General features: G+C 37.1%; 27 protein-coding genes and 1 tRNA gene. 18 read left to right on the top strand and 10 right to left on the bottom strand.

All coding sequences use genetic code 11. From position 1 onward, the window contains the following. Positions 1-23: 23 nt before the first annotated feature. The 6 genes from sdhD to EK17_RS02835 all read right to left on the bottom strand — a co-directional run bounded on the left by sdhD (position 24) and on the right by EK17_RS02835 (position 6,879). Entirely contained in the window at positions 24-401 is a 378-nt protein-coding gene (sdhD, locus tag EK17_RS02810; RefSeq protein ID WP_051904376.1) for a succinate dehydrogenase, hydrophobic membrane anchor protein, read from the bottom strand. A 23-nt stretch (positions 402-424) separates the two neighbouring features. Continuing rightward, positions 425-802 carry a succinate dehydrogenase, cytochrome b556 subunit gene (gene sdhC / locus EK17_RS02815; protein ID WP_035587274.1) on the bottom strand — a complete coding sequence of 126 codons (378 nt, stop codon included), beginning with the start codon at positions 800-802 and terminating at the stop codon, positions 425-427. Positions 803-936: 134 nt separating this feature from the next. After that, positions 937-1,497, bottom strand: a complete 561-nt coding sequence (locus EK17_RS02820; RefSeq protein ID WP_035587275.1) for a Fe-S-containing hydro-lyase — start codon at positions 1,495-1,497, stop codon at positions 937-939. Between the two features lie 10 nt (positions 1,498-1,507). After that, on the bottom strand, positions 1,508-2,356 hold the full coding sequence (locus EK17_RS02825) for a fumarate hydratase (RefSeq protein ID WP_035587276.1): 849 nt from the start codon (positions 2,354-2,356) through the stop codon (positions 1,508-1,510). 21 nt (positions 2,357-2,377) lie between these two features. Continuing rightward, the gene (gene mdh / locus EK17_RS02830) at positions 2,378-3,328 is read right to left on the bottom strand and encodes a malate dehydrogenase (RefSeq protein WP_035587278.1); all 951 of its coding nucleotides are present in this window, start codon (positions 3,326-3,328) and stop codon (positions 2,378-2,380) included. Positions 3,329-3,447: 119 nt separating this feature from the next. After that, positions 3,448-6,879, bottom strand: a complete 3,432-nt coding sequence (locus EK17_RS02835; RefSeq protein WP_035587279.1) for a pyruvate carboxylase — start codon at positions 6,877-6,879, stop codon at positions 3,448-3,450. A gap of 113 nt (positions 6,880-6,992) precedes the next feature. Between EK17_RS02835 and EK17_RS02840 the strand changes: the two genes are divergently transcribed. Next, complete coding sequence (locus tag EK17_RS02840) at positions 6,993-8,903, top strand: IGHMBP2 family helicase (RefSeq protein WP_035587489.1); 1,911 nt, start codon at positions 6,993-6,995, stop codon at positions 8,901-8,903. Here EK17_RS02840 and EK17_RS02845 read toward each other — a convergent pair. The 3 genes from EK17_RS02845 to EK17_RS02855 are packed head-to-tail and all read right to left on the bottom strand — an operon-like array spanning position 8,896 to position 11,593. Further along, positions 8,896-10,152, bottom strand: a complete 1,257-nt coding sequence (locus EK17_RS02845; protein ID WP_035587280.1) for a TRAP transporter large permease — start codon at positions 10,150-10,152, stop codon at positions 8,896-8,898. The two genes, EK17_RS02840 and EK17_RS02845, sit on opposite strands and share 8 nt — an antisense overlap. Continuing rightward, on the bottom strand, positions 10,149-10,622 hold the full coding sequence (locus tag EK17_RS02850) for a TRAP transporter small permease (RefSeq protein WP_035587282.1): 474 nt from the start codon (positions 10,620-10,622) through the stop codon (positions 10,149-10,151). The genes EK17_RS02845 and EK17_RS02850 overlap by 4 nt, the downstream gene beginning before the upstream one ends. Continuing rightward, positions 10,619-11,593, bottom strand: coding sequence for a TRAP transporter substrate-binding protein (locus EK17_RS02855; RefSeq protein WP_035587283.1), 975 nt, complete (start codon positions 11,591-11,593; stop codon positions 10,619-10,621). Before EK17_RS02855 ends, EK17_RS02850 begins: the two co-directional genes overlap by 4 nt. 102 nt (positions 11,594-11,695) lie before the next feature. Here EK17_RS02855 and mnmA point away from each other — a divergent pair, with 102 nt between their 5' ends. From mnmA to EK17_RS02935, 16 genes are all read left to right on the top strand, one after another. Further along, entirely contained in the window at positions 11,696-12,709 is a 1,014-nt protein-coding gene (gene mnmA, locus EK17_RS02860) for a tRNA 2-thiouridine(34) synthase MnmA (RefSeq protein WP_035587285.1), read from the top strand. A gap of 965 nt (positions 12,710-13,674) precedes the next feature. Next, positions 13,675-14,505, top strand: coding sequence for a DMT family transporter (locus EK17_RS02865; protein ID WP_035587286.1), 831 nt, complete (start codon positions 13,675-13,677; stop codon positions 14,503-14,505). Then, entirely contained in the window at positions 14,502-15,266 is a 765-nt protein-coding gene (locus tag EK17_RS02870; protein ID WP_035587287.1) for an undecaprenyl-diphosphate phosphatase, read from the top strand. The genes EK17_RS02865 and EK17_RS02870 overlap by 4 nt, the downstream gene beginning before the upstream one ends. A 9-nt stretch (positions 15,267-15,275) precedes the next feature. Beyond that, the gene (locus tag EK17_RS02875) at positions 15,276-16,574 is read left to right on the top strand and encodes a nucleotide sugar dehydrogenase (protein ID WP_035587288.1); all 1,299 of its coding nucleotides are present in this window, start codon (positions 15,276-15,278) and stop codon (positions 16,572-16,574) included. Continuing rightward, positions 16,575-16,787: an exodeoxyribonuclease VII small subunit gene (xseB, locus tag EK17_RS02880; RefSeq protein WP_035587289.1), complete on the top strand. Its 213-nt coding sequence runs from the start codon at positions 16,575-16,577 to the stop codon at positions 16,785-16,787. Further along, on the top strand, positions 16,784-17,650 hold the full coding sequence (locus tag EK17_RS02885) for a polyprenyl synthetase family protein (RefSeq protein ID WP_035587291.1): 867 nt from the start codon (positions 16,784-16,786) through the stop codon (positions 17,648-17,650). The genes xseB and EK17_RS02885 overlap by 4 nt, the downstream gene beginning before the upstream one ends. Next, on the top strand, positions 17,650-18,213 hold the full coding sequence (gene hisB / locus EK17_RS02890) for an imidazoleglycerol-phosphate dehydratase HisB (RefSeq protein ID WP_035587293.1): 564 nt from the start codon (positions 17,650-17,652) through the stop codon (positions 18,211-18,213). The genes EK17_RS02885 and hisB overlap by 1 nt, the downstream gene beginning before the upstream one ends. Beyond that, positions 18,214-19,434 carry a tRNA (N(6)-L-threonylcarbamoyladenosine(37)-C(2))-methylthiotransferase MtaB gene (gene mtaB / locus EK17_RS02895; RefSeq protein ID WP_035587294.1) on the top strand — a complete coding sequence of 407 codons (1,221 nt, stop codon included), beginning with the start codon at positions 18,214-18,216 and terminating at the stop codon, positions 19,432-19,434. It abuts the gene before it with no gap. Next, positions 19,424-20,191: an MBL fold metallo-hydrolase gene (locus EK17_RS02900; protein WP_035587295.1), complete on the top strand. Its 768-nt coding sequence runs from the start codon at positions 19,424-19,426 to the stop codon at positions 20,189-20,191. The genes mtaB and EK17_RS02900 overlap by 11 nt, the downstream gene beginning before the upstream one ends. Further along, positions 20,188-21,027, top strand: a complete 840-nt coding sequence (locus EK17_RS02905) for a diacylglycerol/lipid kinase family protein (RefSeq protein WP_035587296.1) — start codon at positions 20,188-20,190, stop codon at positions 21,025-21,027. Before EK17_RS02900 ends, EK17_RS02905 begins: the two co-directional genes overlap by 4 nt. Continuing rightward, positions 21,024-21,866: a phosphatase PAP2 family protein gene (locus EK17_RS02910; RefSeq protein WP_035587298.1), complete on the top strand. Its 843-nt coding sequence runs from the start codon at positions 21,024-21,026 to the stop codon at positions 21,864-21,866. Before EK17_RS02905 ends, EK17_RS02910 begins: the two co-directional genes overlap by 4 nt. Positions 21,867-21,934: 68 nt before the next feature. Then, a tRNA-Asn gene (locus tag EK17_RS02915) sits at positions 21,935-22,010 on the top strand. A 266-nt stretch (positions 22,011-22,276) separates the two neighbouring features. Next, positions 22,277-22,510, top strand: coding sequence for a MerR family transcriptional regulator (locus EK17_RS02920; protein ID WP_035587299.1), 234 nt, complete (start codon positions 22,277-22,279; stop codon positions 22,508-22,510). Continuing rightward, positions 22,510-23,802, top strand: a complete 1,293-nt coding sequence (locus EK17_RS02925; protein WP_198018137.1) for a DNA methyltransferase — start codon at positions 22,510-22,512, stop codon at positions 23,800-23,802. Before EK17_RS02920 ends, EK17_RS02925 begins: the two co-directional genes overlap by 1 nt. A 2-nt stretch (positions 23,803-23,804) precedes the next feature. Further along, positions 23,805-24,473, top strand: a complete 669-nt coding sequence (locus EK17_RS02930) for a hypothetical protein (protein WP_035587304.1) — start codon at positions 23,805-23,807, stop codon at positions 24,471-24,473. Between the two features lie 112 nt (positions 24,474-24,585). Next, the gene (locus tag EK17_RS02935; RefSeq protein ID WP_035587305.1) at positions 24,586-25,257 is read left to right on the top strand and encodes a hypothetical protein; all 672 of its coding nucleotides are present in this window, start codon (positions 24,586-24,588) and stop codon (positions 25,255-25,257) included. A 77-nt stretch (positions 25,258-25,334) separates the two neighbouring features. On the opposite strand, the gene EK17_RS09385 is transcribed toward EK17_RS02935, so the two are convergent. Then, positions 25,335-25,526, bottom strand: a complete 192-nt coding sequence (locus EK17_RS09385; protein ID WP_035587307.1) for a hypothetical protein — start codon at positions 25,524-25,526, stop codon at positions 25,335-25,337. A gap of 97 nt (positions 25,527-25,623) precedes the next feature. Between EK17_RS09385 and EK17_RS09390 the strand changes: the two genes are divergently transcribed. Further along, positions 25,624-25,959, top strand: a complete 336-nt coding sequence (locus EK17_RS09390; protein ID WP_035587309.1) for a DUF4145 domain-containing protein — start codon at positions 25,624-25,626, stop codon at positions 25,957-25,959. The last annotated feature ends 158 nt before the right edge of the window (positions 25,960-26,117 follow it).

Here is a 26,117-nt window from a genome sequence, read left to right on the forward strand (position 1 = left end):
TTTGCCATTATTAAAAACCTCCTTTAGCCTTTGAATGGTAAAATCGTAATTGCTGCAAGAACAAGATATAAAATACCAACAATCCAGAAAAAGCCCTTCCAGAATACTCTCCATCCTGAATGGACATAATCTTCAATAACCATAAAAATTCCGTTAATACCATGATAAAGCGCAAAAACAACAAATGTTAAATCAAAAGCCTTCCATCCGGTTGAAGCAAGTCTTGCAGCAACATGCTGATAATCCAACACAGATGCACTACCTGCAAAATGCTCAATAAAGAAATGGCCAAGCAACAACACAAGCAGAGCAACGCCGGATACTCTCTGTAATAACCAGCTTAAATCGCCACTTTTACCGCTTCCATGATATCTGTCTATAAATCCTCTCATGTACTCCATGAAAATTACCTCCTCACCTTACCTTATAGCTTCATAAGCATAGGAATTGCACCGGCCACAAAAACGATTGCAAAGATTACCCAGAAGATCCACACATTACCCTTGTAATTTTCCCTTTCTGCTGCACCGGCAAAGTTAACCAAAATTACCCTCAAGCCGTTAATAGCATGGTAGCTTGCAACAAGCCACAAACCAACCTCTAATAACTTAAACAGTGGATTTTCAAGAATGCCCATGGCTGCATCAAAGCTTTTGGGGTTTTGAAGCGTGGAAATTACCCACTCATGCAGGAACAAATAAAGAATTAGCAACAAACCCGTAATTCTGTGAAACAGCCAGGCTACAAAACCCTCATGCCACTTGTACTGAATATGATGCGGACGACCTCTATACCAATCCATAGCCTCTTTCGGCTACAACCCGTAGCCTCAGACCTCCTTTCCAAAAATTTTTTCTCTAAATAGCACAGATTTAATTAGTTGTCAAGGTTATTAAATAATTTCTAAGGGGCGGTTAACAACCGCCTCTTAACTATTTAGCCATATTTATTTGCCCACTCTTTTTTAGCCATCTCATAAAGATCATTACCGTAAGAATCGTAGCACACAAACAACGGCATATCCTCAACTACAAGTCTCCTGACAGCCTCAGGGCCTAAATCCTCATAGGCGATTATCTCTGCTTCTTTAACAGACTGACCCACTACGGCTGCTGCACCGCCAATAGAGGCAAAATAGCATGCCTTATATTTCATGCATGCCTCTTTAACCTCATCACTCATCTTACCCTTGCCGATCATACCCTTCTGACCCAGTGAAATCAGCCTCGGTGCAAATGGATTCATTCTGTAACTTGTTGTGGGCCCAGCAGATCCAATCGGCCTACCCGGTCTTGCCGGTGATGGCCCAACATAGTAGATCACCTGCCCTTTAATATCAAAGGGAAGTGGTTTACCCTCATCTAAGGCTTTAACCATTCTCATGTGGGCAGCATCCCTTGCAGTGTAAAGCACGCCGCTTAAATACACCACATCACCGGCTTTTAATTTTATTATATCTTCATCTGTTAAAGGTGTCGTCAATTTATACTCAGCCATCTCAAACTCCTTAAAGCTCTATTTCTTTATGCCTGTTAACATGACAGGCTATGTTGATTCCAAGCGGCAGAGTTGCTATATGACACGGCTCCATCTCAATATGAACACCCAAAGCCGTTGTCAAACCACCCAGACCAGCAGGACCTATACCGGAATTGTTAACCCTTTTTAAGATCTCCTGCTCCATTTCTGCAAGCTCTGGGTCCGGGCTGGGCTGGCCAACCTTTCTCAGGGTTGCATGCTTTGCCATAACAGCTGCTCTTTCAAAATCACCACCTATACCAACACCCACTATAACCGGCGGACATGGATTTGGACCTGCCTGAATTACCCAATCCACAACGGTGTTGATTATTCCCTCTTTGCCATCAGCGGGCTTGAGCATCTGCACTTTACTCATAGACTCACTACCGCCACCCTTTGCATCAAAGATGATCTTTACCTTATTGCCGGGTACTACAAAGGTGTGAACAATGGCGGGTAAGTTGTTACCATAATTTGCCCTTGTTAGTGGATGGCATGTGGATTTTCTTAAATAGCCATCTTTATAAGCTCGCTCTACGCCTTTATTTATGGCATCAACAAGATAACCATCTGTAAAATGAACATCCTGACCCACTTCAAGAAAAATAACGGCAAGACCTGTATCCTGACAGAGCGGAAACTCCTCGTTCGCCGAAACCTCAACATTTTTAAAAATCGTCTCTAAAACCTTTTTTGCAACCGGGGATTTTTCCTTTTCGTAGGCTTTTTTCTCAGCCTCTAAAATATCCTCAGGCAAATGATAGGCGGCCTCAAGCGCAAGCTTGTAGACCGCATTCTCAACATCCTTAACACTGATATTTCTTACTTCAGCCATTTTTTTATCCCTTTATTTATTTTATAAAAGTTTTAACTCCTCAATCCTGTTGCAGAGCTCTTTTACATGGTCAGCAGATGCCTTAAGTGCCTGCAGTTCTTCATCTGTCAGTTTAAGCTCAACAACCTCTTCAACACCATTCTGGCCCAATCTTGCTGGAAGACCAACAAACAGATCTGGATCAAGACCGTATTTACCCTGAGTTTTAACTGCACATGGTAAAATATCTTTTGTGTCCTTAACAATAGCCTCAACCATCTGAACAACAGCTGAAGCTGTAGCATAGAATGCAGAACCAGTTTTCAATAGAGAAACAATCTCGCCACCGCCTTTTCTTGTTCTTTCAACAAGTCTCTCGATTGTATCTTTATCAAAGATCTCTGTTATTGGAACGCCTCTTACAGTTGAATATCTTGTCAATGGAACCATATCATCACCATGACCGCCCAATGTCATTGCCTGAACAGCCTTAACGGAGCATTTTGCCTCCCATGCAATAAACCTTGCAAAGCGTGTTGAATCCAGACAACCTGCCTGACCCATAAGTTTATCATCTGCAAAGCCGCCAACCTTCTTTGCAGCATAAACCATAGCATCAAGCGGATTAGCAACAACAATAACAATGGCGTTTGGTGAATATTTTGCAACCTTCTCAGCAACATCTTTCATGATTTTTACATTCTTTTCAAGCAGGTCATCCCTGCTCATTCCTGGTTTTCTTGGTAAACCCGATGTAATGATAACGATATCGGAGTTCTCTGTATCCTTATAATCGTTTGTTCCGATAATCTCTGTATCGAAACCCTCAATTGGAGCTGCTTCCATCTCATCCAAAGCCTTACCCTGAGGTAAGCCTTCAACGATGTCAACCAAAACAACCGTTTTTGCAAGCTCCTTTTCAGCAATCCTCAACATCGTTGTACCGCCAACCTGTCCTGCACCGATAATACTAATCTTAGCGTTCGCCAACATACTTCTACCTCCTAAAAAATTGATTTAATTCCCTATTACTTTCTCTTTTGCTGAGCTAATTTTATACCCAAACATTATCAAGTGTCAACATTTAAAAGAACCTAAAAAAGTTGACTAATCTATTTAAGCTTTACGATTAGATCTCCGGCCTCAATAGAATCACCTTCGGCTAAATAAATCTTTTCAACAACCCCATCCAAAGAAGCTTTAATCTTTGTTTCCATTTTCATGGCTTCTGTTATCACAACAACATCGGATTTTTTTACCTTATCGCCCTCTTTTACATTTATTTTTACGATCTTTCCAGGCATAGTTGCGCATATATCTTTGGGATTATTAATATCACCCTTAATTGCTGTCTTAATTTGAGCAGCTATATTGCTGTCTTTTATTTCAACACTACGCGCCTGACCGTTTAGCTCAAAATCCACTTTTCTAAAGCCTTTCTTATCTGGCTCATGCAGATTCAAATACTTAATAAACAGCGTTTTGCCTTCCTCTATTTCAACCTCAATCTCCTTATTTTTATGCAAAGGATAGAAAAACGACCTGCTATCCAGCATCCATACATCACCATATTCTTGGTTAAACGACACATAATCTTCAAACACCTTGGGATAAAGTGCATAGCTTATAACATCTTCTTCTTCAAAATCACGCTTGAATTTATCTTTTAACTCTTTTTTGGCTTTCTCAAAATCATAATCCCCCAGCATCTCACCCGGCCTGACAGTTATAGGTTTTTCTCCTTTCAAAACAATTTTTGCCAGTTTTTGGGGAAACCCTCCGTAGGGCTGACCAAGCATACCTTTAAAAAAGCTTACTACAGAGTCAGGGAAAGATAGATTTTCACCTTTCTCATATAAATCCTCTGGCTGTAGATTATTTTGCACCATAAATAGAGCCAGATCACCCACAACCTTTGAAGATGGTGTAACCTTTATTAAATCCCCCAACATATCATTGACCTTTTTATACATCTTTTTAATCTCTTCCCATTTATCAATTAATCCTAAGCTTTCCACCTGAACAATCAGATTTGAATATTGCCCTCCAGGTATTTCATGCTCATAAACCTCAGCAGTTGGGGCTTTGAGACCGCTTTCAAAGGGGAAATAATACTTTCTCACTTTTTCAAAATAATTTGAAACCTCTTGAGCTTTATCCTCGTTAATATCCGGCGCATAAGGTGTAGACCTTAAAGCCGCAACAATAGAATTTAGGCTGGGCTGGCTTGTTAGCCCTGCCATAGAGCTCATCGCTAAATCAACGATGTCTGCGCCAGCCTCAGCAGCCATAAGCACGGCTGCTTCACCGTTGCCACTTGTATCGTGCGTGTGAAAATGAACAGAGAGATTCGTTTCTTGTTTTATCGCCTCAATCAAAACCTTTGCTGCATAAGGCTTTACAAGGCCTGCCATATCCTTAATAGCTATTATGTCTGCTCCTGCATCTTTTAGCTGGCCTGCAAGTTTAACATAATAATCAAGCGTATATTTTTTGCGGTTTTTGTCTAAAATATCGCCGCTGTAGCTTATCGCAGCCTCACAGACAGCTCCAGCTTCTTTTACGGCTGCCATTGCAGGTTTAAGCTGTTCAATCCAGTTAAAACAATCAAAAATCCTGAACACATCTATGCCGTTTTTTGCAGCAAGCCTTATAAACTCCCTAACAACATTATCAGGATAATTTGTATATCCAACGGCATTTGAAGCCCTAAGCAACATTTGAAACGGTATATTGGGGATTTTTTCTCTTAACTTTATCAATCTATCCCATGGGGACTCCTTCAAAAATCTATATGCCACATCAAATGTGGCACCACCCCACATCTCAAGCGAAAACAGGTTATTTAAATAGTGGGCGTATAATTCTGCAACATTAAGCATATCAATTGTTCTTAATCTTGTGGCAAACAGAGATTGATGAGCATCTCTGAATGTTGTATCTGTGATTAAGAGATTTTTGGAGTCTTTAACCCTTTTTATCAACCCCTCGACACCTTCTTTTAATAACACATCTCTAAAACCAAGTGGTGGTTTTTTGCCATACTTTTCCTCATACACAGGTATCGTTGGTAGTTTAATATTTTTATCCAATTTTGCACCTGAAGGATTGTTAACTATATTGTTTGCAAGGAATTTTAAAATCTTTGTAGCCCGATCCCTTCTTTTGGGAATTTTGAAAAGCTGCGGTGTGTTGTCGATAAAATTAACATCAAAATCGCCACTTCTAAAAAGGGGATGTGTTATTACATTCTCAAGAAATTGAATATTTGTTTTAACGCCCCTTATCCTGAACTCCTTCAAAACCCTGTGCATCTTTTTTGCAGCCTGCTCAAAACTCAATGCCCATGTTGAAACCTTAACAAGCAGTGAATCGTAATAAGGCAAAATCCTCGCACCGGCATAAGCGCTACCTGCATCCAATCTTACGCCAAAGCCAGCAGGACTCCTGTAAACCTTAATCTCACCTGTATCGGGCAAAAAGTCGTTTTGTGGGTCTTCTGTGGTGATTCTACACTGAATTGCATAACCAAGTTTTTTGATGCTACTTTGAGAGTAAATGCCGATCTGTTTATCCGTTAATTTTTTGCCCTCTGCTATCAAAATCTGAGATTGAACAAGATCGATACCGGTTATGAGTTCAGTTATGGTATGCTCAACCTGTATGCGTGGATTGACCTCTAAAAAGTAAAAATCGTTGCCGTCAACCAAAAATTCAACTGTAGCTGCCGATACGATATCAGCCTCTGCAGCAATCTTTAAAGCTGCATAATAAAGGTCGTCCAACACAGCAGTTGGTGTTGATGGCGATGGAGCTATCTCGATCATCTTTTGATGCCTACGCTGAATGGAGCAGTTTCTTTCAAACAGATGCACCCTGTTGCCGTGGTTGTCTGCTAAAATCTGCACCTCGATATGTTTTGGGTTTGGCAGATATTTCTCTATAATAACATCATCCCTTCCAAATGATTTTTTTGCTTCCCTTTTTAAGCTTTCAAAACTTTCTTCGATATCTCTATCAGAATATGCAACCCTTATGCCCCTGCCCCCACCTCCTGCTGTTGCCTTTAACATAACGGGGTATCCTATGCTTTTTGCAAGTTGTTTTGCCTCCTGAATCGATTCAATATTTTTATCAGAACCTTCAATAACAGGAATGCCACAGCTTTTTGCAAGCTGTTTTGAAAGCAGTTTATCGCCGAATAGCTCTATAGTTTCTGGTTTTGGGCCTATAAAGATAATCCCGGCCTCTTTGCATTTTCTTGCAAATTCACTCGATTCAGATAAAAAACCATAACCGGGATGAATTGCATCGATATTCTTTCTTAGGGCAAGATCTATAATCTCATCGATGTTAAGGTATGCCTGAACAGGATCCCCTCCCTTGCCCACCATATAAGCCTCATCTGCTTTGTAGCGATGAAGTGAATACTTATCCTCTTGTGAATAAATAGCAACGGTATTAATACCAAGTTCTGTTGCAGCTCTAAAGACACGAATGGCTATCTCCCCCCGATTAGCACACAAAAGCCTCTTGATATGCATATACTCCCCCCTAAGAGTATGGATTTGTTGTTAATTATAATTAACAAAACGATTTCTGTCAAACTAAGCAAATTACTTTAAATTATCAAAAAAAATGGTAATCTTTGGTTGCCATGGCTTTGGTTTTTGATGATGAAGAACACTACATATCATATTTCTTAAACTTAATAGAGCTTGAGCGAAAAGCCGAAAAAGAATTTCACATAGCAGAGATCAAAAACCTATCAGCAAAAAAGAGACAATCCTTAGGAAGAGCCATTCTCAATGCAAAAATAAAGCTCATGGGCAGATTTCTGGATTTTATCATCTATAGATTTTCATTCAGAAGCGACATAGAGCCACAGATAAAGGTTGGAGATATCGTTTTAATCTCAAAAGGCGAGCCGCTAAAACTCTCTGTTGAGGCAACTGTAAGCTCAATGGCAAAAAATTACATAGAGGTTATGACAAAGACAAAGATCTTTAAATCAAAATTCTACAGAATCGATCTATTTGTAAACGATATCACATTCAAGCGGATGAAGCACGCCGTTGAAAATTTAAACTATTCACTATTTGATAAGGATATTATTTTAGGCAAACAATCTCCTGAACCCCAAACATCAAGCATATCAAGCTCAAACCTGAATAATTCTCAAAATGATGCACTTCAAAAAGCCATAAATTCAAAACTTTTTTTAATCCATGGACCACCAGGTACAGGCAAAACTACCACTCTAACAGAAATCATAAAACTCATAGAAGATGAAAGAATTCTTGTTTGTGCCGACAGCAATGTAGCTATAGATAACCTTATGGAAAAACTAAAAGACCAAAATATCGTAAGAATCGGCCATCCTGCAAAGATAAACGACGAGCTTTTAAAATACTCCATAGACTTTGTTATAAGGGAAGATAAACGCTACAAAAAGATAGAAAAACTTTTAGAAAATATAGAAAAATTAAAAAACCGCCGCGACAGGGAATTCAAAAAACCATCACCCTCTCTGCGCAGAGGACTCTCCAACGAGGAGATTTTAACACTTGCAAGCTCAAACAGATCAAGCAGGGGTCTGAAGCCATCAAAAATAAAAAAAATGGCTGGCTGGATAGAGCTAAACAGCAAAATATCCAACCTTTATGAAGAAAAAGAAAGGCTATTAAAAAAGATTACAACAGAAACGCTCAAAAACGCCCGCATCGTTTTTGCGACAAATTCAGCCGCTGGCAGCGAATACCTTGAGGACTTTTACTTCGATGTTTTGTTCTTAGATGAGGCAGCTCAGGCTACAGAACCATCAGCATTAATCCCCATCTCAAAAGCCCAGAGGGTTATCATGGCAGGTGATCACAAACAATTGCCGCCAACAGTGCTCTCTGATAAGGCTAAGCGGCTAAACTTCAGCATCTTTGAACGCTTTACAAAGATATTTTCACATCTGTCACACACACTCTCAATCCAGTATCGCATGAATAAGGTTTTAAACGATTTTCCCTCCTGTGAATTCTACAACTGCATTCTAAAACCTCATCCTTCTGTTGAAAACATCAAGCTTTCTGATATTGCAAACATATCTGAATTTATAGGATTCGATGCGCCCGTTGTGTTTTTTGATACTCAGGGTAGATTTTTAGAAGCCAGCAAAGAGGGAAGTTTTTCAAAGTACAATCCGCTTGAGGCACAATTTGTCAAAAAGCTTGCCGATGAGCTTTTAAAACTTGGCGTTAAAGAAGAGCAAATCGGTATCATAACTCCCTACAAAGACCATGAGGAATATCTAAAATCGCTTATCAAAAACATAGAAATTAAATCGATCGATGGATTTCAGGGCAGGGAAAAAGAGTTAATAATCATCAGTCTTGTCAGGGCAAACGAAAATGAGGAAATCGGATTTTTGAAGGATAAACGCAGGCTGAATGTTGCAATCACAAGAGCCAAACGCAAACTCATAATAGTCGGCGACAGCTTCACACTTTCAACAGATAAAACATACGCAAATCTCATCGATTATGTCAGAAAAAACGGGATTATAAAAACTATCTAACAAGCAATGTTGTTATAGGCTCAAAAAACGCAATAATCAACAAATCAACAATCATTACAAACAAAAACGGCAAAACCTTTTTTGAAACATCTAAAAGACTGCTTTTTGCAATCGATGAAGAAACAATCAGGCAGATGCCAAGAGGCGGTGTTAGCATGCCGATTGCCAGATTTGTAACAATCATAACGCCCGTTGTAATAGGGTTTAAACCGGCTGATACAAGAAGCGGGGCAACAACTGGCACAAACAGAATCAAAGAAGCTGTGGTTTCAACAAAAGTGCCCATAATAAGCAAAAAAAGATTTACAATGAGAATAAGCTGAGTTTTGTTATGCGCCACGGTTTTTAAAAACCCAGAAATAACCGCCTGGGCGTTGTTCATTGATAAAAACCAGCTAAAGACCGTTGCCACAGCAATAATAAGCAAAATAATCGCACTTGTTATAACACTATCCACGGCTGCTTTGTAAATATTCTTTAAATTAAGCTGCCTGTAGATAAAAACACCAACAATCAGGGAGTAAAACACAGCCACAGCTGCTGATTCTGTTGCAGTAAAAATACCGCCAAGAATTCCGCCGATGACTATAACAGGCGTTCCCAAAGCCCAGAACGCTTCTTTAAAAGCGCCAAAGAATTCAGATTTATCAAATTTCTCTTTTGATCTCATCGAGTTATCAGAAAACAAAAAAGCCAAAACAGACAAAGAAAAACCGATCAACAGACCCGGCAAAATACCCGCAACAAACAGCTTGCCTATAGAGACGCTGCCAATAAAACCATAAATAATCATGGGAATGCTGGGCGGAATAATCACACCAATTGAGCCGCCACTTGCCACAATACTTGCAGCAAAATTACCATCGTATCCCTGTTTTTTCATCGAAGGAATGAGTATAGAGCCTATGGCAGCTGTATCTGCTGCAGCCGACCCGCTTACACCGGCAAACATCATGCTTGCAAGGATTGCAGAGATAGCAAGCCCTCCCCTCAGGTGACCAACGATAGATTCAGCAAATTTAACGATCCTTTTAGAAAGCCCACCACTATCCATCAAATTGCCGGCAAACATAAAAAGCGGAATGGCAAGCAACATATATGAATTGATACCAGAAAACATGCGTTGAGGAATCATATAAAGCGGCATCGAATTTTTAACAAAAGCAATTAAAGTTGAAAGCCCTATAGCAAGAGAAATGGGAAACGATAGAATTATCAAAACAAACAGCAAAACAATAAGATATATCATTTTTTTAATATATCCCCGACAAGATGGATAAACCAGACTAAAGCGGTGATAGGCATTATATAAAACACATACGCATAGGGTATGTTTAATGTGGCTGTGCGCTGAAAATACATCATCGGCAAAATCTTTAAGCTATACACAAACACAACACCCCAAAAGATAAAAAAACCCAAAATAATTAGCTTTTCAAAAAGCAGTTTAAGAGGTTCAGACAGCTTTGAAATAAACAAATCAACACCCACATGGGCTTTATGCTTATATGCAACCGTTGAACCCAAAAACGCAATATAAACAAGCAAAAATCTACTCAACTCAGCAGAAAAGTATATCGAACTGTTTAAAACATATCTAAAAAACACAGCAGTTATCATAAAAAACGATAAAACAAGCAAAAGCAGGGCTGTGATAAGCTCAATAACAAGATTCAACCCATCACTAAGCCCTGCAAAAAAGCGACTTATTCTGTTCATTTTTTAGATGTAGCAGCAAGAATCATATCAAGATATTTTCTTGCATCGCCTTTAAACAGGCTTTTTAAAGAGGCAACCTTTGCTTTAAATGAGGCTATATCGGGATGCTCATCAATAATCATACCCTTCTTTTTAAGTTGTTCTAAGAAAAACTCTGCCTTTGTTCTGTTTAGATGCCTCTCATAGATAGATGCCTCTTTTGTGGCTTTAAACAGCAGCTTTTTGTATTGAGCTGGCAGTGTATCGTAGAATTTTTTGCTTCCCACAAAAACAAGCGCAGAATAAACATGCCTTGTAAGAGTCAGATATTTTTGCACCTCATAGAGTTTATATTGATAGATAACGGCAAGCGGATTCTCCTGTCCATCGATTACATGCTGGGCAAGCTGAGTGTAGATAGGCCATGGCATAGGTGTTGGATTGGCACCTAAAGCCCTCCAGATAGCAACCTGAAATTGGCTGTTCATCACCCTGATTTTTAAACCTTTAACATCCTTTGCGCTGTGAACGGGTCTTACGGAGTTTGTAAGATTCCTGAAGCCGTTCTCTAAAAAATGGTATCCAATCAAACCAGCTTTTGGAAACTCATTTAAAATAGCCCTGCCTATCTTTCCATCCAGGATTTCATCAACCTGCTTATAGCTTGAAAACAGAAACGGAAACTCTATAGCTTTAATAGCTGGCACAAACTTATCGATTGGCCCTGCTGTTATAACACCCATCTGCAATGCATTCATCTGAAGTTGTTGCAGAATATCTGTTTCGTTGCCCACAGAGCCAGAGTGGTGAATAATCACTTTGATATTGCCCTTGCTTTCTTTTTCCACAATCTGCTTAAATTTCATAGCAGCTTTGTAGTGAAATGTTTTTGGTGTTGTAACAATACCAAGATTAATCACATAGGTTTTTGCAAAAACGCTACTGCTTAAAAAAACCAGAAAAACAACAACTAACAACAAATACCGCCTCATAAACTCCCTCCCAAAAAAATTTTTTAAATTTTAACATTAAAATCGTGCTTTTCAAGACAAAATACTTTACAAACAAATTAACAATCTGATAAACAGGATTAAGTGAAAAAAAGCGTTGTTTTAGCCCTAAGTGGCGGTATTGATTCTGCTTTAGCTGCCATATTACTCAAAAACAAAGGCTTTGAGGTTATAGGTTTAACGCTAAAGCTCTACAACGAAAATGAGCTTGAAACAGCCGAATATATTGCAAAAAAACTCAATATTAAATGGATTTTGCTTGATGTAAAAAAGGATTTTAACAAAAAAATTATAGACTACTTTTTTGAAAGCTACATAAAAGGCAAAACACCCAATCCATGTGTTGTATGCAACAGGCAGGTAAAATTCCACTATCTTTTTGAAATAATGAAGGAAATTGATGCAGAGTTTATTGCAACGGGTCATTATGCAACAACAGGCTATATCGATAACACAAAACTCATCGCAGCTTCAGATACACAAAAGGATCAATCCTATTTTTTGAGCTTTCTAACCAAAGAACAGATAGAACCACTAATTTTTCCGCTTGCACAGATAAAAAGCAAAAAAGAAACAGAAAACATTATCAAAGAATATGGTATCACCATCCCACAAAAAGAGAGCTTTGAGGTGTGTTTTATCAAAACAGACTACAGAGATGCCCTAAAAAAAAGATATCCCCAACAAAAAAACGGATATTTCATTCTAAACGGCAAAAAAATGGGGAAACATTCAGGCATTTTTAACTACACGGTTGGCCAAAGAAGAGGTATAAAAATCCCATTTACAGAAGCTTTATATGTAAAAAAGATAAATCCAGAAAGTGGCGATATTATCTTAACCACAAAAGATGGTATCCGTAAGCGATTTGTCGAGGCAACAATCGAAAACATGCCCCTTAGGCTACCAAAAATATTTAAAGCCCACGCAAAACTGCGCTCAAAGATGAGCCTATCTGCCTGCAATGTCAAAATCAACAAACATAGCTTTGTTTTAGAGTTTGAAACACCGCAGTTTGCACCAACACCCGGTCAGGTTGCCACCGTTTATCTAAACAACTGTATCGTTTTAAGCGGATTTATCAAAGAGGGGTTTTAACCCAGCACTTACTTTTTTTGATTGAGTTTATAGATAAAATTGAGTATAATTGTTGCAGAATTAGGCCTCAGTAGATAGATTAAGATTTTCAAGTTAAGTAAGTGCTGGGGTTAAAAACTGTTCTTTTACAATGAAATATGGCTGTTTTCTCGTACAGCGGGTCCAGCACTTACTTTAATTAAGAAACTCTTTCTTTGTAGAAAAGTATCATTTTCAAAATAATAGATTTTAGGGAAAATAAAGTCTGTTAATAGAAGTAAGTGCTGGATAAAGCACCTGTTGCACTATTCCCGCTCCTGAAGGGAATTACGACGAGTTTTTACTTGTTTTTGCTTGATAATTGACAAGCCGAGTAGTTGCACTATTCCCGCTCCTGAAGGGAATTATCCGAGCCCCTACTTTTCTTACTTACTCAGAGGGAAAACAAAACTTAATTAGACTTAATTGAGTTTCATTTATGTTCTAATAGGTGTTTATTCAAGTAGGGGCTCGACAGGCTCCTTTATCGAGCCTGACGCCAGAAACTCTTCAAAGATTTTTTTAAGTAGGCGGTCGGGCTTGATGAAGGGAATTATCCGACCACCATCTGTCTTGGGTTTTCCCATTGTAGCTGGTGGTCGGACACTATTCCCGCCTGTCTGACTATCATGAGTTCTACAAAGTTGTTCTCAAATTGATGGTCAGACTCCTGAAGGGAATTATCCGAGCCCCTACTCTTTCACCTGCTCAGTAGAATTGCAAAGCTTTATTGAGCTCAATTAGACTTTATTTATCTTCTTGAGATTATTTGATTAAGTAGGAGCTCGACAGGCTCCTTTATCGAGCCTGACGCCAGAAACTCTTCAAAGACTTTCTTAAGTAGGCAATAGGGCTTGATTGAGCTTATTTTATGTTTTAATAAGCGCTTCTTCATTCAGGGGTTTTACTGTATTGTCTCAAATGGTTTTATAATGTAAAATCAACTTATGAATAAAAAAGTAGGGTTTATAGAGGTTGTTTTTGCCACCTGCTTTATGGGAAGCCTTGGTCTGTTTGTAAAACACCTCTCAAGCAGTGTATTAATTTTAACCTTTTTCAGGCTTTTTCTCCCTGCTGTTTTTCTGGGTATCTTTTTTAGAAAAACTATTACAAAAACCTCCATTAAAGCTATCTTAGGCGGCGTATTTCTAAGCCTGACAATTATATTTTACATCATATCCATAAAAAAGATCGGTATGGCAACCTCTGTGTTTGAGCTTTATTTAGGGCCTATTCTTGCTTCTGTATTTTCGTTTATCGCATTAAAAGAACCCCTTGAAAAGTTTGATATATTCTGCATGCTTATTGCCCTAAGCGGCCTTCTTGTAATTCTAAAATTTAAAATCGATATCAACATTGCGGCATTGTATGGACTGCTTTCTGGTATTTTCTACGGACTGCTTATAACAACAAATAAAGCTATAAAGGACAACCTTATATCAACAAGCTTTTTTGAGTTTGTAGCAGGCAGCATTTCGACGGCTTTTTTTATGCTGTTTTTTAAAGGGAATATAAACTTTATCCTTGCAGACATTCCGCTAATCGTTATAATGGCTGTTGTTTGTGGACTTGGAGGTATTACACTGATGATTGCAGCCATAAAAAACCTCTCAACAACTGAATTCGGCGTATTTTCTTATCTTGAGGTATTTTTTGCCGTTTTGTTTGGTGTTATAGCAGGTGAAACCCTTTCTGTTGAAAAAATTATCGGCGGTGGTCTTATAAAAGCCGGTGGGATTTTGATGGTAGTAAAATCAACCATAAAGGGGCATTTATGAGTGTTTTAGATGCGATTATTTTAGGCATTGTTGAGGGATTAACAGAATTTTTGCCGATTTCATCCACGGGGCATTTAATACTTGCCTCAAGCCTGCTTGGAATTAAGCAAACACCGTTTACAAAATCGTTTGAGATTATCATTCAGCTTGGTGCTATTTTAAGCGTGCTTTTTTTATATTTTAACAGGCTAAAAAGGGATTTTGAGCTGTGGAAACGCATTATCTGGGCATTCATACCAACAGGCGTTGTGGGTTTTGTGCTTTATAAACTGATAAAACAGTATCTTTTCAATCCGCATATTGTTGTTTATTCTTTAACCATAGGCGGTATAATCATTATAGCTGTTGAGTTTTTATTTGAAAAAATCAAACCTCAAAAGCAGATAAATCAACTAAACTTAAAACAATCCGTTATAATTGGTCTTTTTCAATCGCTTGCTGTTGTTCCTGGCACATCCCGATCGGCCTCAAGCATCATAGGTGCAATGGCTGTGGGATTAACACGAAAAGAGGCTGTGGAGTTTTCTTTTCTGCTTGCCATACCAACGATGTTTGCAGCAACGGGATACGATATCTTAAAAAGCGGCATTGCCATATCATCACACCAGTGGCATCTAATCGCAATCGGTTTTATTGTCTCATTTTTTAGCGCACTTGTTGCAGTAAAAGGCTTTATAGGTTTTGTAAGCAAATACACACTCAAAAGTTTTGGTGTTTATAGAATTATCATAGGAATTATTTTCCTTTTTGTTCTTAAATAGGAGGCTGAAATGTTTGAGGATTTTTTAAATGGTAAAAAGACAATCGCCGTTATTGGTCTTGGCTATGTTGGCATGCCCCTTTTATACCACCTATCAAAACACTTTAAAACGATAGGATTTGATAAAAACCCCGCTCGCATCGAGGAGCTAAAAAAAGGAATAGACTCAACAGGCGAGCTTGAGGGTATAGATTTTACAAACAATAACATAGAGTTCTCATGCGATGATGATATTTTAAAAAAGGCTCAGCTGTTTATCGTTGCCGTTCCAACGCCTATAGATAGCCACAAACTGCCTGATCTAACACCGCTTAAAAAAGCCTCTCAAACTGTAGCAAAACATCTAAAAAAAGGCGATATAGTCGTTTATGAGTCAACCGTGTATCCTTTTGCAACAAGAGAGGTCTGTGTGCCGATCCTTGAGGAGATTTCACATCTGTCTTTCTGTAAAGACTTTTTTGTTGGATACTCACCTGAGCGTATAAACCCCGGGGATAAAGTTCACACGCCCGATAAAATCACAAAAATCGTAAGCGGTTGCGATAAACAAACCGCAGAACTGCTTGCAAAAATCTACGGAAGCATAAACAACAATAACATTTTTATAGCAGAGTCGATTGAAACAGCTGAGGCTGCAAAGGTAATAGAAAACACCCAGAGAGACATAAATATCGCACTGATGAACGAGCTATCAAAAATATTTAACATAATGGGTATAAACACCTTTGCCGTGCTTGAGGCTGCAAAAACAAAGTGGAACTTTTTACCCTTTGAGCCCGGTCTTGTCGGCGGACACTGCATAGGCGTTGACCCATATTATTTAACCTTCAAAGCGCAAGAGGTGGGCTATCATCCCGAGGTTATACTTGCAGGCAGGCGCATAAACGATTCGATGGGTGAATATGTGGCAAAGGAATCGATCAAACGCTTAATCAAATGCGGAAGAGCCATTCTTGGATCAAAGGCGCTTGTTTTGGGTATTACATTTAAAGAAAATGTGCCCGATATCAGAAACAGCCGCGTTATCGATATAATCGAAGAGCTAAAAGACTTTGGCGTTGAGGTTGACGTGTATGACCCTTATGCAAACCCGGCCGATGTCAAAAAGGAGTATGGTTTAAATTTATGCAAAAAAGAATCGCTCAAAGATAGCTATGACTTAATCATTCTTGCCGTAAAACATAAAAAACTGATAGAAAACATAGATGAGTTTTTAAAACTATTTAACTCAAGCGGTGTTTTTGTTGACATAAAAGGCGTAATTGATAAAAATAGGCTTGGTGAGAATATTCTTTACTGGAGCTTATAGATGAAAACATTTGAAGAGACTTTAAAGAGGCTTGAAGAGATTGCAAAAAGGCTTGAGGATGAAGATATAATGCTGGATGAGGCTATAAATCTTTACGAAGAGGGTATGAAGCTTGTGGATTTTTGCACAAAAAAGCTCAACGAGGCACAAAATCGCATAAAACTCATCACTCAGGTAAAAGACGGCAAAATAGAGACAGAGGATTTTAAGTGAAAAAATATATCGAGCTTGTTAACAACTACATAGATGAGCTATCAAAAAAGCCATTCTTTCCTGAAATTTTTAAAGAGGCGCTTTTTTACACACCAAAAAGCGGCGGCAAACGGATAAGGGCGCTTCTTGTAATATTGAGCGGTGAGATGTTTTATGCAAATATAGTCCAAACACTGCCGATTGCTGCAGCCATTGAGCTTTTGCATGCATATTCATTAATTCACGATGACCTGCCCGTTATGGATAACGACGATTTCAGGCGAGGCAAACCTGCAAACCACAAGGTCTTTGGCGAGGATCTGGCGCTGCTTGCAGGTGATGGATTAAATACCTTTACATTTAATGTTATTTCCAATGCCGAAAATATTGAGCCATCAAAAAGGATAGAGATAATCAAATGGCTTTCAAACAATGCTGGTATTGGTGGGATGGTTGTTGGTCAGGTTGTTGATATACTCTCTGCAAGAGAAAAACTAAAAGGCTTCTCACCAAAAAGGCTTGTAAATTTTATCCATAAACATAAAACGGCAAAGCTCATTCAGGCAAGCGTTGTATGCGGGGCGATCTGTGGTAATCCTTCTAAAAATGATTTAGAAAAAATCGCAAAATACGGACTATTCAGCGGCGTTGCGTTTCAGATTATCGATGACTGCCTTGATGTTGTCGGAGATGAGAAAAAATTGGGCAAAAAGAAGGTTGATGAAATAAACAATACGCTTACCTACCCAAAGGTTTATGGACTTAAGCGCTCTTTTGAGATGGCAGATAGGTTAAAGGATATGGCGATCGATCAGATAAAGGAATTTAAAAAATCGCAGCCTTTAATAGACATTGCAAAACTGATCGTTGAAAGGGATAGATAATGGTTGAACTAACAAGAAAAACAAAGGAAACTTCAATAGAGGTAAAGCTCAACATAAACGGCAGCGGGCAATATAAAATCGACACAGGCATAGGGTTTTTTAATCACATGCTTGAGGCTTTAAGCAAGCATTCTGGGGTTGACCTATTTGTGCATGCAGAAGGCGACCTTGATGTTGATTTTCACCATACAGTTGAAGATGTGGGTATTGTGATAGGTAAAGCCTTAAAAGAGGCTGTTAAAGATATAAGCATAGCACGCTACGGATATGCAATTATTGCAATGGATGAGGCACTTGTTCTAACTTCAATAGACTTTTGCAATAGAATTTTTTTAAATTTCGATTGCAATATAAACGGCAGTATAGGCAATTTTGACAGCGAACTTATAGAGGAGTTTTTTAAGGCTTTAGTTTCAAACAGCGGCATGGTTTTGCACATAAAACAGCTCTACGGCGTAAATAAACACCACATAGCAGAGGCGATTTTTAAATCTTTTGCCCACAGCCTCAAAATGGCTTTAAAGCCTGCTCAAAGTGTGCTTTCTACCAAAGGATCGTTATGAATGAAGGTCGGATTTGCCACATTTGGTTGCAAGCTCAATCAATATGAAACCCAGCTGATGATGGAGAAGGTTTTAAAAGCCAACTGTGAAATCAGCTCTCTTGATAAGGCTGATGTATGCATAATAAATTCCTGCGCTGTCACAGCAAAAGCCTCAAAAGAGGCTCGAATGCTTGCAAAAAGGCTTTCTAACTCAAAAACCGTTATCTATACGGGCTGTGATAGCTACCTTGAAGAAAATCTTTCGCCAAAAATAATCCTTGTGGGCAATAGCCTCAAATATTCTATCGACCAACTGATAAAAAACCCAACAAGTGATACAGGCCAGGCAACAAAATTCTATCCTATAGATGAGACAATCAGTGATTTTTTTAATAAAAGCAGGGCTTTTGTAAAGATCCAGGAAGGATGCAACAACCACTGCACCTACTGCATAATCCCGTTTTTGCGCTCAAAACAGCGCGACAAACCATCAGATATTGTCATAAAAGAAATAGAGACGCTTTACAAAAAGGGTTTTTATGAAATTGTTATTACAGGCACAAATATAGGCTCATACAACAATTTTTACGAACTTTTAAAAGCAATAGATAACATAAAAGGTTTCTTCAGGGTAAGGATCAGCTCAATAGAGCCAATGTATCTAAACGAAGAGATTATAAAGCTTATCGCCTCTGGAAAATTTGCAAAGCATCTGCATATACCGCTACAGTCAGGTAGTGACAAAGTTTTAAAACTCATGAAAAGAGACTACACTACAAAGGCATTTGCAAGGCTTGTTGAGATGTGCGATAGATACGGTATATTTGTGGGAACGGATGTTATTGTGGGTTTTTTTGGCGAGGATGATGAGGAATTTAAAAAAACATACAATTTTATAAAGGAGTTGCCTTTAACTTACGGGCATATATTCAGCTATTCAATTAGACCTTTTACGCCTGCTTCAAAGATAAAACTACCGCTTCCACGAGGACCTGTTGCAAAGCAAAGAAACAGGATGCTAAAGGAGCTATTTGAAGAAAAAAAGAAAAAATCGATCAAAAGGCTTATAGGTAAAGAGATAGAATTCATTGTTGAAACAACAAAAATAGAAAACGGAAAATACTTTAGGGGTCTAAGCAGTCAATACTTTGGTGTAGCTGTTAAAAATTTTAAAGAAGGGCTTGTCAAAGCTAAACTGCTCGATTTTAACGATAATATAGGAATCATTGATGAAAGTTAACACAATAAACAACAATCAGTTGATATTTTTAGGTACAGGCGGGGGCAGATTTACCGTATTTAATCAATTAAGAAAATCTGGCGGCATCTGGTTTATTTTAAACAACAAACTATTTGCGATAGATCCAGGCCCAGGAGCTTTAATTGAGGCAATCAAACATAAACTTTACCCCAACAAACTAAGCGGCATATTTTTAAGCCACAGGCACCTTGATCACTGCTCAGACATCAATGCCGTAATCGAATCGATGACAGAGGGAGGGCATAAAAAGCGGGGGGTTGTTTTAGCACCAAAAGAGGCAACAGAAATTGACCCTGTGATTTTAAAATACAACAGAAAAAATTTTACGCTTATAAACACAGAGGAATTTGCAGAATATCAGATAGACAGTGTTAAAATTTCAACAAAAAAGAGACATCAACACACAACAGAAACCTACGGGGCTGTATTTGAGTATGAGAATCACAGCTTTGCATACATACCGGATACGGCTTATTTTGATGAACTAACAGAGCTTTATAAATCTGAAATAGTGATAATGAATACGGTGTTTTGCAAACCAAGAAGTGGCTTTAAACACTTAAGCGCCATGGATGTGTATAGGTTTTTAGATGGTTTTAAACCAAAACTGCTGATTATTACCCACTTTGGATTGTCGTTTTTGAAGCAAAAGCCGTGGGAGGTTGCAAAACAAATATCAAAAGAAACAGGCTGCAGAGTCGTTGCAGCCTATGACGGGATGGTTGTGGATTTATGATAGCAATAATAGCAAATCCCAAAGCTCACAGATTTTCGCACAATAAACTCAAAGCAATTATCGATACCCTTAAAAGGCAATATTCGGTTGATGTATTTTTCACAAAAAAGCCAAAAGAAGGAACAGCCATAGCAAACGATATTGCCGGTTTATACAAAATAATAGCAATCTACGGCGGAGATGGAATTATCAACGAGGTTATAAATGCAGACTTGAAAGACTCAGCTGTTGCCGTTTTACCAGCTGGCACAACAAATGTGCTTGCAATCGAGCTGTTTGGCTCACCTTCTATTAAACTATCAGTCGATGCAATATTAAAAGGCAAGACAAAAACAGCCTTTACGGCAAAAATCAACGACAAATATTTTATCTTAATGGCTGGTGCAGGATTTGATGGATTAAGCGTTAAATTAGTAAACAACAGGCTTAAACACTTTAGCGGCAAATTAGCCTATGTTGCAGCAGGCATCAAGGCCTATCTAAAACCTAACAAATGCTTCGAGGCTGAAATCGATGGCAAAAAATTTAATGTTTTATGGGCTATTGCCACAAATGCCTCAGTTTATGCAGGAAAGTTTAGAATATCCCGCTCAACAAATATTTTTGACAACAATCTTGAGGTGCTGCTTTTTGACTGCAAAAATCCCATTTTTGCTCTGCCGTATTACAACAGCGTGCTTTTCTTTTTAAACAGATTCAGGATGCCCTGTTTTAAGCGCATAAAAACACAAAAGGTTTTATTTAAAGGCTGCACAATTCAGATAGATGGTGATTTATACGAACAAAATTACGGTGAGATAAAGATTTCAAAACCGATAAAGATTATTGTGCCATGAAAGAGAAATTCAGGCTTTTCGATTACATAAACATTGGTTTCTATCTGTTCATGCTCACTATTGCATTTACCCACTACAACGACATTCCATCACCCAATGCTGTTATTCTGCTATACATCTTTATAATTATCACATCGATTTATCTGATAATTCATGAGCATTCAAATAGACTTCTGAGGCTTTTGAGGTTTTTTTATCCGTTTGTTTTTATAGGGTTTGTGTTTGAATCACTGGGATTTATTGTGCCCTTTATCAATCCACACAACAAAGACTACCTGCTTATAAGATGGGATAGAATGTTGCTTGGTGAGGATGCAGCAAGGCTGTTTAATATTTTTAACATAAAAGGCTTTGTTGACATTTTGCAGATTGCATACCTTGCCTACTACTTTCTGCCGTTTGTAGTTATCGTTTACTTTTACAAAAGAAACGAGATTAAAAAGCTCAGTTTTTCGCTGTTTGCTTTATCGCTCGGGTATTATATTTCCTATCTTGGATACATTCTGCTTCCAGCCATTGGGCCGCGATATAGTCTAAGCTATCTAAGCCAGATGCCAATAAACGGTGGCATTGTTTATAAAATTGTTCATCCGCTTCTAAATGCACTTGAGCATATAAAACAGGATTGTTTTCCCAGTGGACACACAGAAATCTCGCTGCTTGTTGTTTTGATATTCTGGCGTGAAAATAAAAAAATTGCACTTTTTATTCTGCCTGTTGTTTTGCTATTAATCCTTGCGACACTTGTTTTGAGGTATCACTATTTTAGCGATGTTGTAGCGGGAATTTTTACAGCTTTTTTTGTATATTTCACATCACGGGCTATATTCAAAGTTTAAACAAAAAAGTCAAAAAACTATTGACAAACAGGAAGGAATGTATATACTTCCTTTTGCAGTTGTTTTGCTCCCCTGTAGCTCAGCCGGTAGAGCAGGTGGCTGTTAACCACCGGGTCGGGGGTTCGAGTCCCTCCGGGGGAGCCAGTTTGATGGCTGTTTCAGGTTTTCTTGCATTTTCCCTCCGCCTTACTCATTCAAAAAAAAGAGGGCAGGAAAAATAAATTATCTCTTTCTTTTATTTCTACTCTTATACTCTGATAGCAAGTCATCTATCTACCCCTTAAAGGAAAATTCTTTAAAATGAGCTTGAGTTTCTATCTTTCTTTACTGTATATTGTGAATTGTGCTAAAGAATGATAAACTCTGGCAGGTTCAAAAGGAGTTAAAACTATGGCGGAAGGCAATTTATAATGAGAGTTGAACTGTCAACAAAATATCTAAAAATGGAAAAATCTACTCTTTATAATATGGCAAGGGAAGGAAAAATCCCTGTTGTAAAAATTGAGATTGGAAAAAATAATTCGGATTTACTAACAAACAGGTGTCTGGCTTTGTCAAAATCCTTACTATTCCTGTATTTCAGATGCCTTCAGTCTGTTATACTTGAAGTGTCACCATTTAAGTTTAAAAGGAGCTTAATATGATGGACAAAAAGAAACTAAAAACAAAGGGAGAAACAATGATTGAAAGAGCAGAAAATCAATTTTGGGCATATGATATAAATAATATAAACAATCAAAAGGATTTAGTTTTATTAGACAATGTTCAGTTTATATATGAGCTTTCCTTAGCTGAGCTTGAATTAAAATCTTTTGGCGTAGAATTTAAAGTAACAAATGGATTAAGGAAGTTTAAAATATTAAATAAATCAGAAGAAATAAAAAATTTAATAAAAAAAAGAGGATCATATTTCAAATCTATCGATGGGGAATTTACTGATTATTTTTATATTATTCAAAAAAATCAAACTCGTTCTGTAAATCAATATTTGACTCATTGGATATATCCATATAAAGGTAAATTTCACCCACAAATGATTAGAGCATTGCTAAATATTATAGGGTTAAAACAGGGAGATATTGTATTTGAACCTTTTTCGGGAAGTGGTACAACAGCATTAGAAGCTCAATTATTGGGAATAAATTTTTATGGTATTGATATATCTCCACTTTGTGTTATACAGGGCAGAGTAAAAACAGAATCTATTTTTATATTAGATAAGATTCTTGAGATAAAGGATAAAGTTATTTCTAAACTTGTCCCAAGTTTATTTCATAGTGAAGTTGATTATTATAAACTAATTGATAAATTAACGGATGATGAAAGGGTTAAAAATTTTTACAAATTAGCACGACTGTTAGCAGTTAGCGACAATTCAAGAAGGAAAAAGGATTTTGTTACTTCATATATAAAGAACATTAACCTTATGATTGCTTCTATAAAAGATTACATAGAAATAAAAGAAAGATTGGGATTAAAACTCGGAGAAGTAAAATTTGAAGTTGGAGATTCCCGAAATGTAAACCTTCCAGATAATTCTGTTGATGGAATAGTTACATCTCCTCCATACTCAATAGCCTTAGATTATGTAAAAAATGACGAACATTCTTTAAAAGATTTAGGATTTGATGTAACCAAAATGAGAAACGATTTTATAGGTGTTAGGGGGAATGGTAAAAATCGTGTAAAACTTTATAATGAGGATATGAAGAAATCATATTCTGAAATGTATCGGGTATTAAAGCCAAATAAATATGCAGTAATTGTGATAGGTAACGCAACTTATCAAGGAAAAGAAGTAAAAACAGTGGAATTTACAGTTGACTATATGGAAAGTATCGGTTTTAAACTTGTAAAAAATATAAATAAAATTATTTTTGGATTATACAATGTAATGAAAAAAGAAAATATTTTAATTTTCAAAAAGGAGATATAACTATGAAAGACAAAGATTACATAAGTAGATTAGAAACTATAATAAAGCAAATGCTTCAGCCATTAAAGGATATTCCTTTTAATTTGGTAATAGAATCATTGACAGGAAAGAAAGTTATTTCTTTTGACTTTTCAAATCAAGACCACAAAGATGTTTTAGAGTTAATCAAGCAGGCGGCAATTAATGCAGGTAAAGAAATTAATAAAACAGGTATTTTAAGACCAAGACCAAATGAGGTAGGAAATGATATTGAGCCTTATGTAAGAAAAGCTTTGAATGATTTGGGGTTAAATGCAGATATTCCTACCGGACCAAGTGGAAATAAAAAAACTACAGGCTATCCAGATATAATTTTCTGGCATAAGGAAGAGCCTTACTATTTGGAATGCAAAACTTATAATATAAAAAATATAGATACTACGCAAAGAAGTTTTTATTTTTCGCCTTCTGATGAATTTAAAGTAATTTATGATGCTCCACATTTTATTCTTTCTTTTGAAATTTATGTCGCAGGAGAAAGTGGGAATAAGCATATTTATAAATGTAAGCATTACAAAATTTTATCTATAGAATCACTCTCATTGGATGTAAAATATGAGTTTAACTCAGATAATAAAAGGATGTACTCAGGTAAAGACGGAACAATTATATTAGCGGAAGGAAAAATTTAATATATGTTTATTTTATATACAAGTATAGCCTGTTTTTTATACAGATCCATAAATGACTTTGTATATTTATCTGCTATTCTATGTAGTTTTAAAAAGAATGGAGGTGGAATAAATGTTATTAATAGAGCACAAGGCCCATTTCCTTTATCGTGAAGATGCATATAGAGAATATTGTTGGTCAGTGGATGCCTGGTGTCAATGGCAACCAGCTTCTTTCATATATCTTAGCTTTGAAGCGTTTAAAGATCTGTGCCTAAGATACGGGCTAAAAATAGTAAGCAATACAGAAACTTCTTCTAACAAAGATCACTTTCCTTGGAAATTTGAGCAAGACTTGCAATTCAAAAATTATGAATTTTCAGGATTGATTACAAGAATCACAGACTCAAAAATCGTAAATGATATAAAAGAAGCTTTAAGTATTGGGAAAAATGTTATTGCGTTACTCCCTAATGAAATGCTTGGCCTCTGGTTTCCGGAAAATAAAGATATACTTAGTGACAGCATCAAAGCTGCTCATGAGTTAGGAATTAAATCAGTTGAAAAGAAAATTAAGCCGGCTCCAGTAGGTAATAAAGATCACGTATGGTGGGAAGAAATACCTACTAACACAAAAGGGCGGCTGTTTGTAACAATTGATGCCTTTTTATCCGATGGTTTTTTCATGGAAGGATACGGTAAAACAGAAGAAAACTTTAATAAGATTAAGGAGCTTATTAGGGAGTTTTCTACCTTTAAATATCCTTTATTAAGCAGCACCATACGAAATGCAGTATCAATTTGACCATGCCACGAGCAATTTAATTTAACAGTTGACATAAAAAATCACGGTCCGACGTTAAACAACGCAGAAATTCAGATTTATTTAACTGATATATTTGAACCCTTAGGGTCAACGGAAAGAATAATATCAAGTTTAAAAACCCTTAAGGAAATTTCTTTTTCTTTCCAAATAATTCCCAGAGTCGACGGAAAATTTAGAGATTTTCTAAAAGTTAAAATTGTATCCCACGACGGAGAAATTTTGCCTTTATATTCCCTACCAATAGACATTGAAGTATCCCCTAGCTACAGTAATCTTGTTAGAAAACAAAGCAAGCAAGATGATAAAAGTTTATCAAAATTAATCTCGGTTTTTAAAAAGGTTAGATTGTACGAGGAAGTTAAAACATTACCAGACCTTGCCCAAATAGATATAAGGTCTTGTCTAAATAAAACAAGATCTATAGCTGAAAAGATAGTGTACTTGATACTTGAAAAAAAAGGTATAAAACTCAACGAAAAGAAATTCATTTCAGCCATATCTGCACTTCAAAATAATAAGATTTTAAGTTCTAAATCAATAGGCTATTTACATACAATTCGAATAATTGGAAATCTTGCTTCTCATCCAACCAATGAAACTCTAAGTGATACAGATGTAAGAGTAGTATCATATGCATTATCATGTGTTACTGAAGAATTGATAAATAAAAAATTGCTATAGTGATAGAAATAAATATTTAGCACCTCAATTATAACCCCTCATTAAGCAAATAGTACATATATATTTACCACTCTCCCCCGCAAATACTATGTTCCGAATTTTGTTTCAAATGAATTTATTACTATTATTTTAAGTTAAACCGCACTAAGTTTCCTGTT

The sequence above is a fragment of the Hippea jasoniae genome (assembly GCF_000744435.1).
GTDB classification, from domain to species: Bacteria; Campylobacterota_A; Desulfurellia; order Desulfurellales; family Hippeaceae; genus Hippea; species Hippea jasoniae.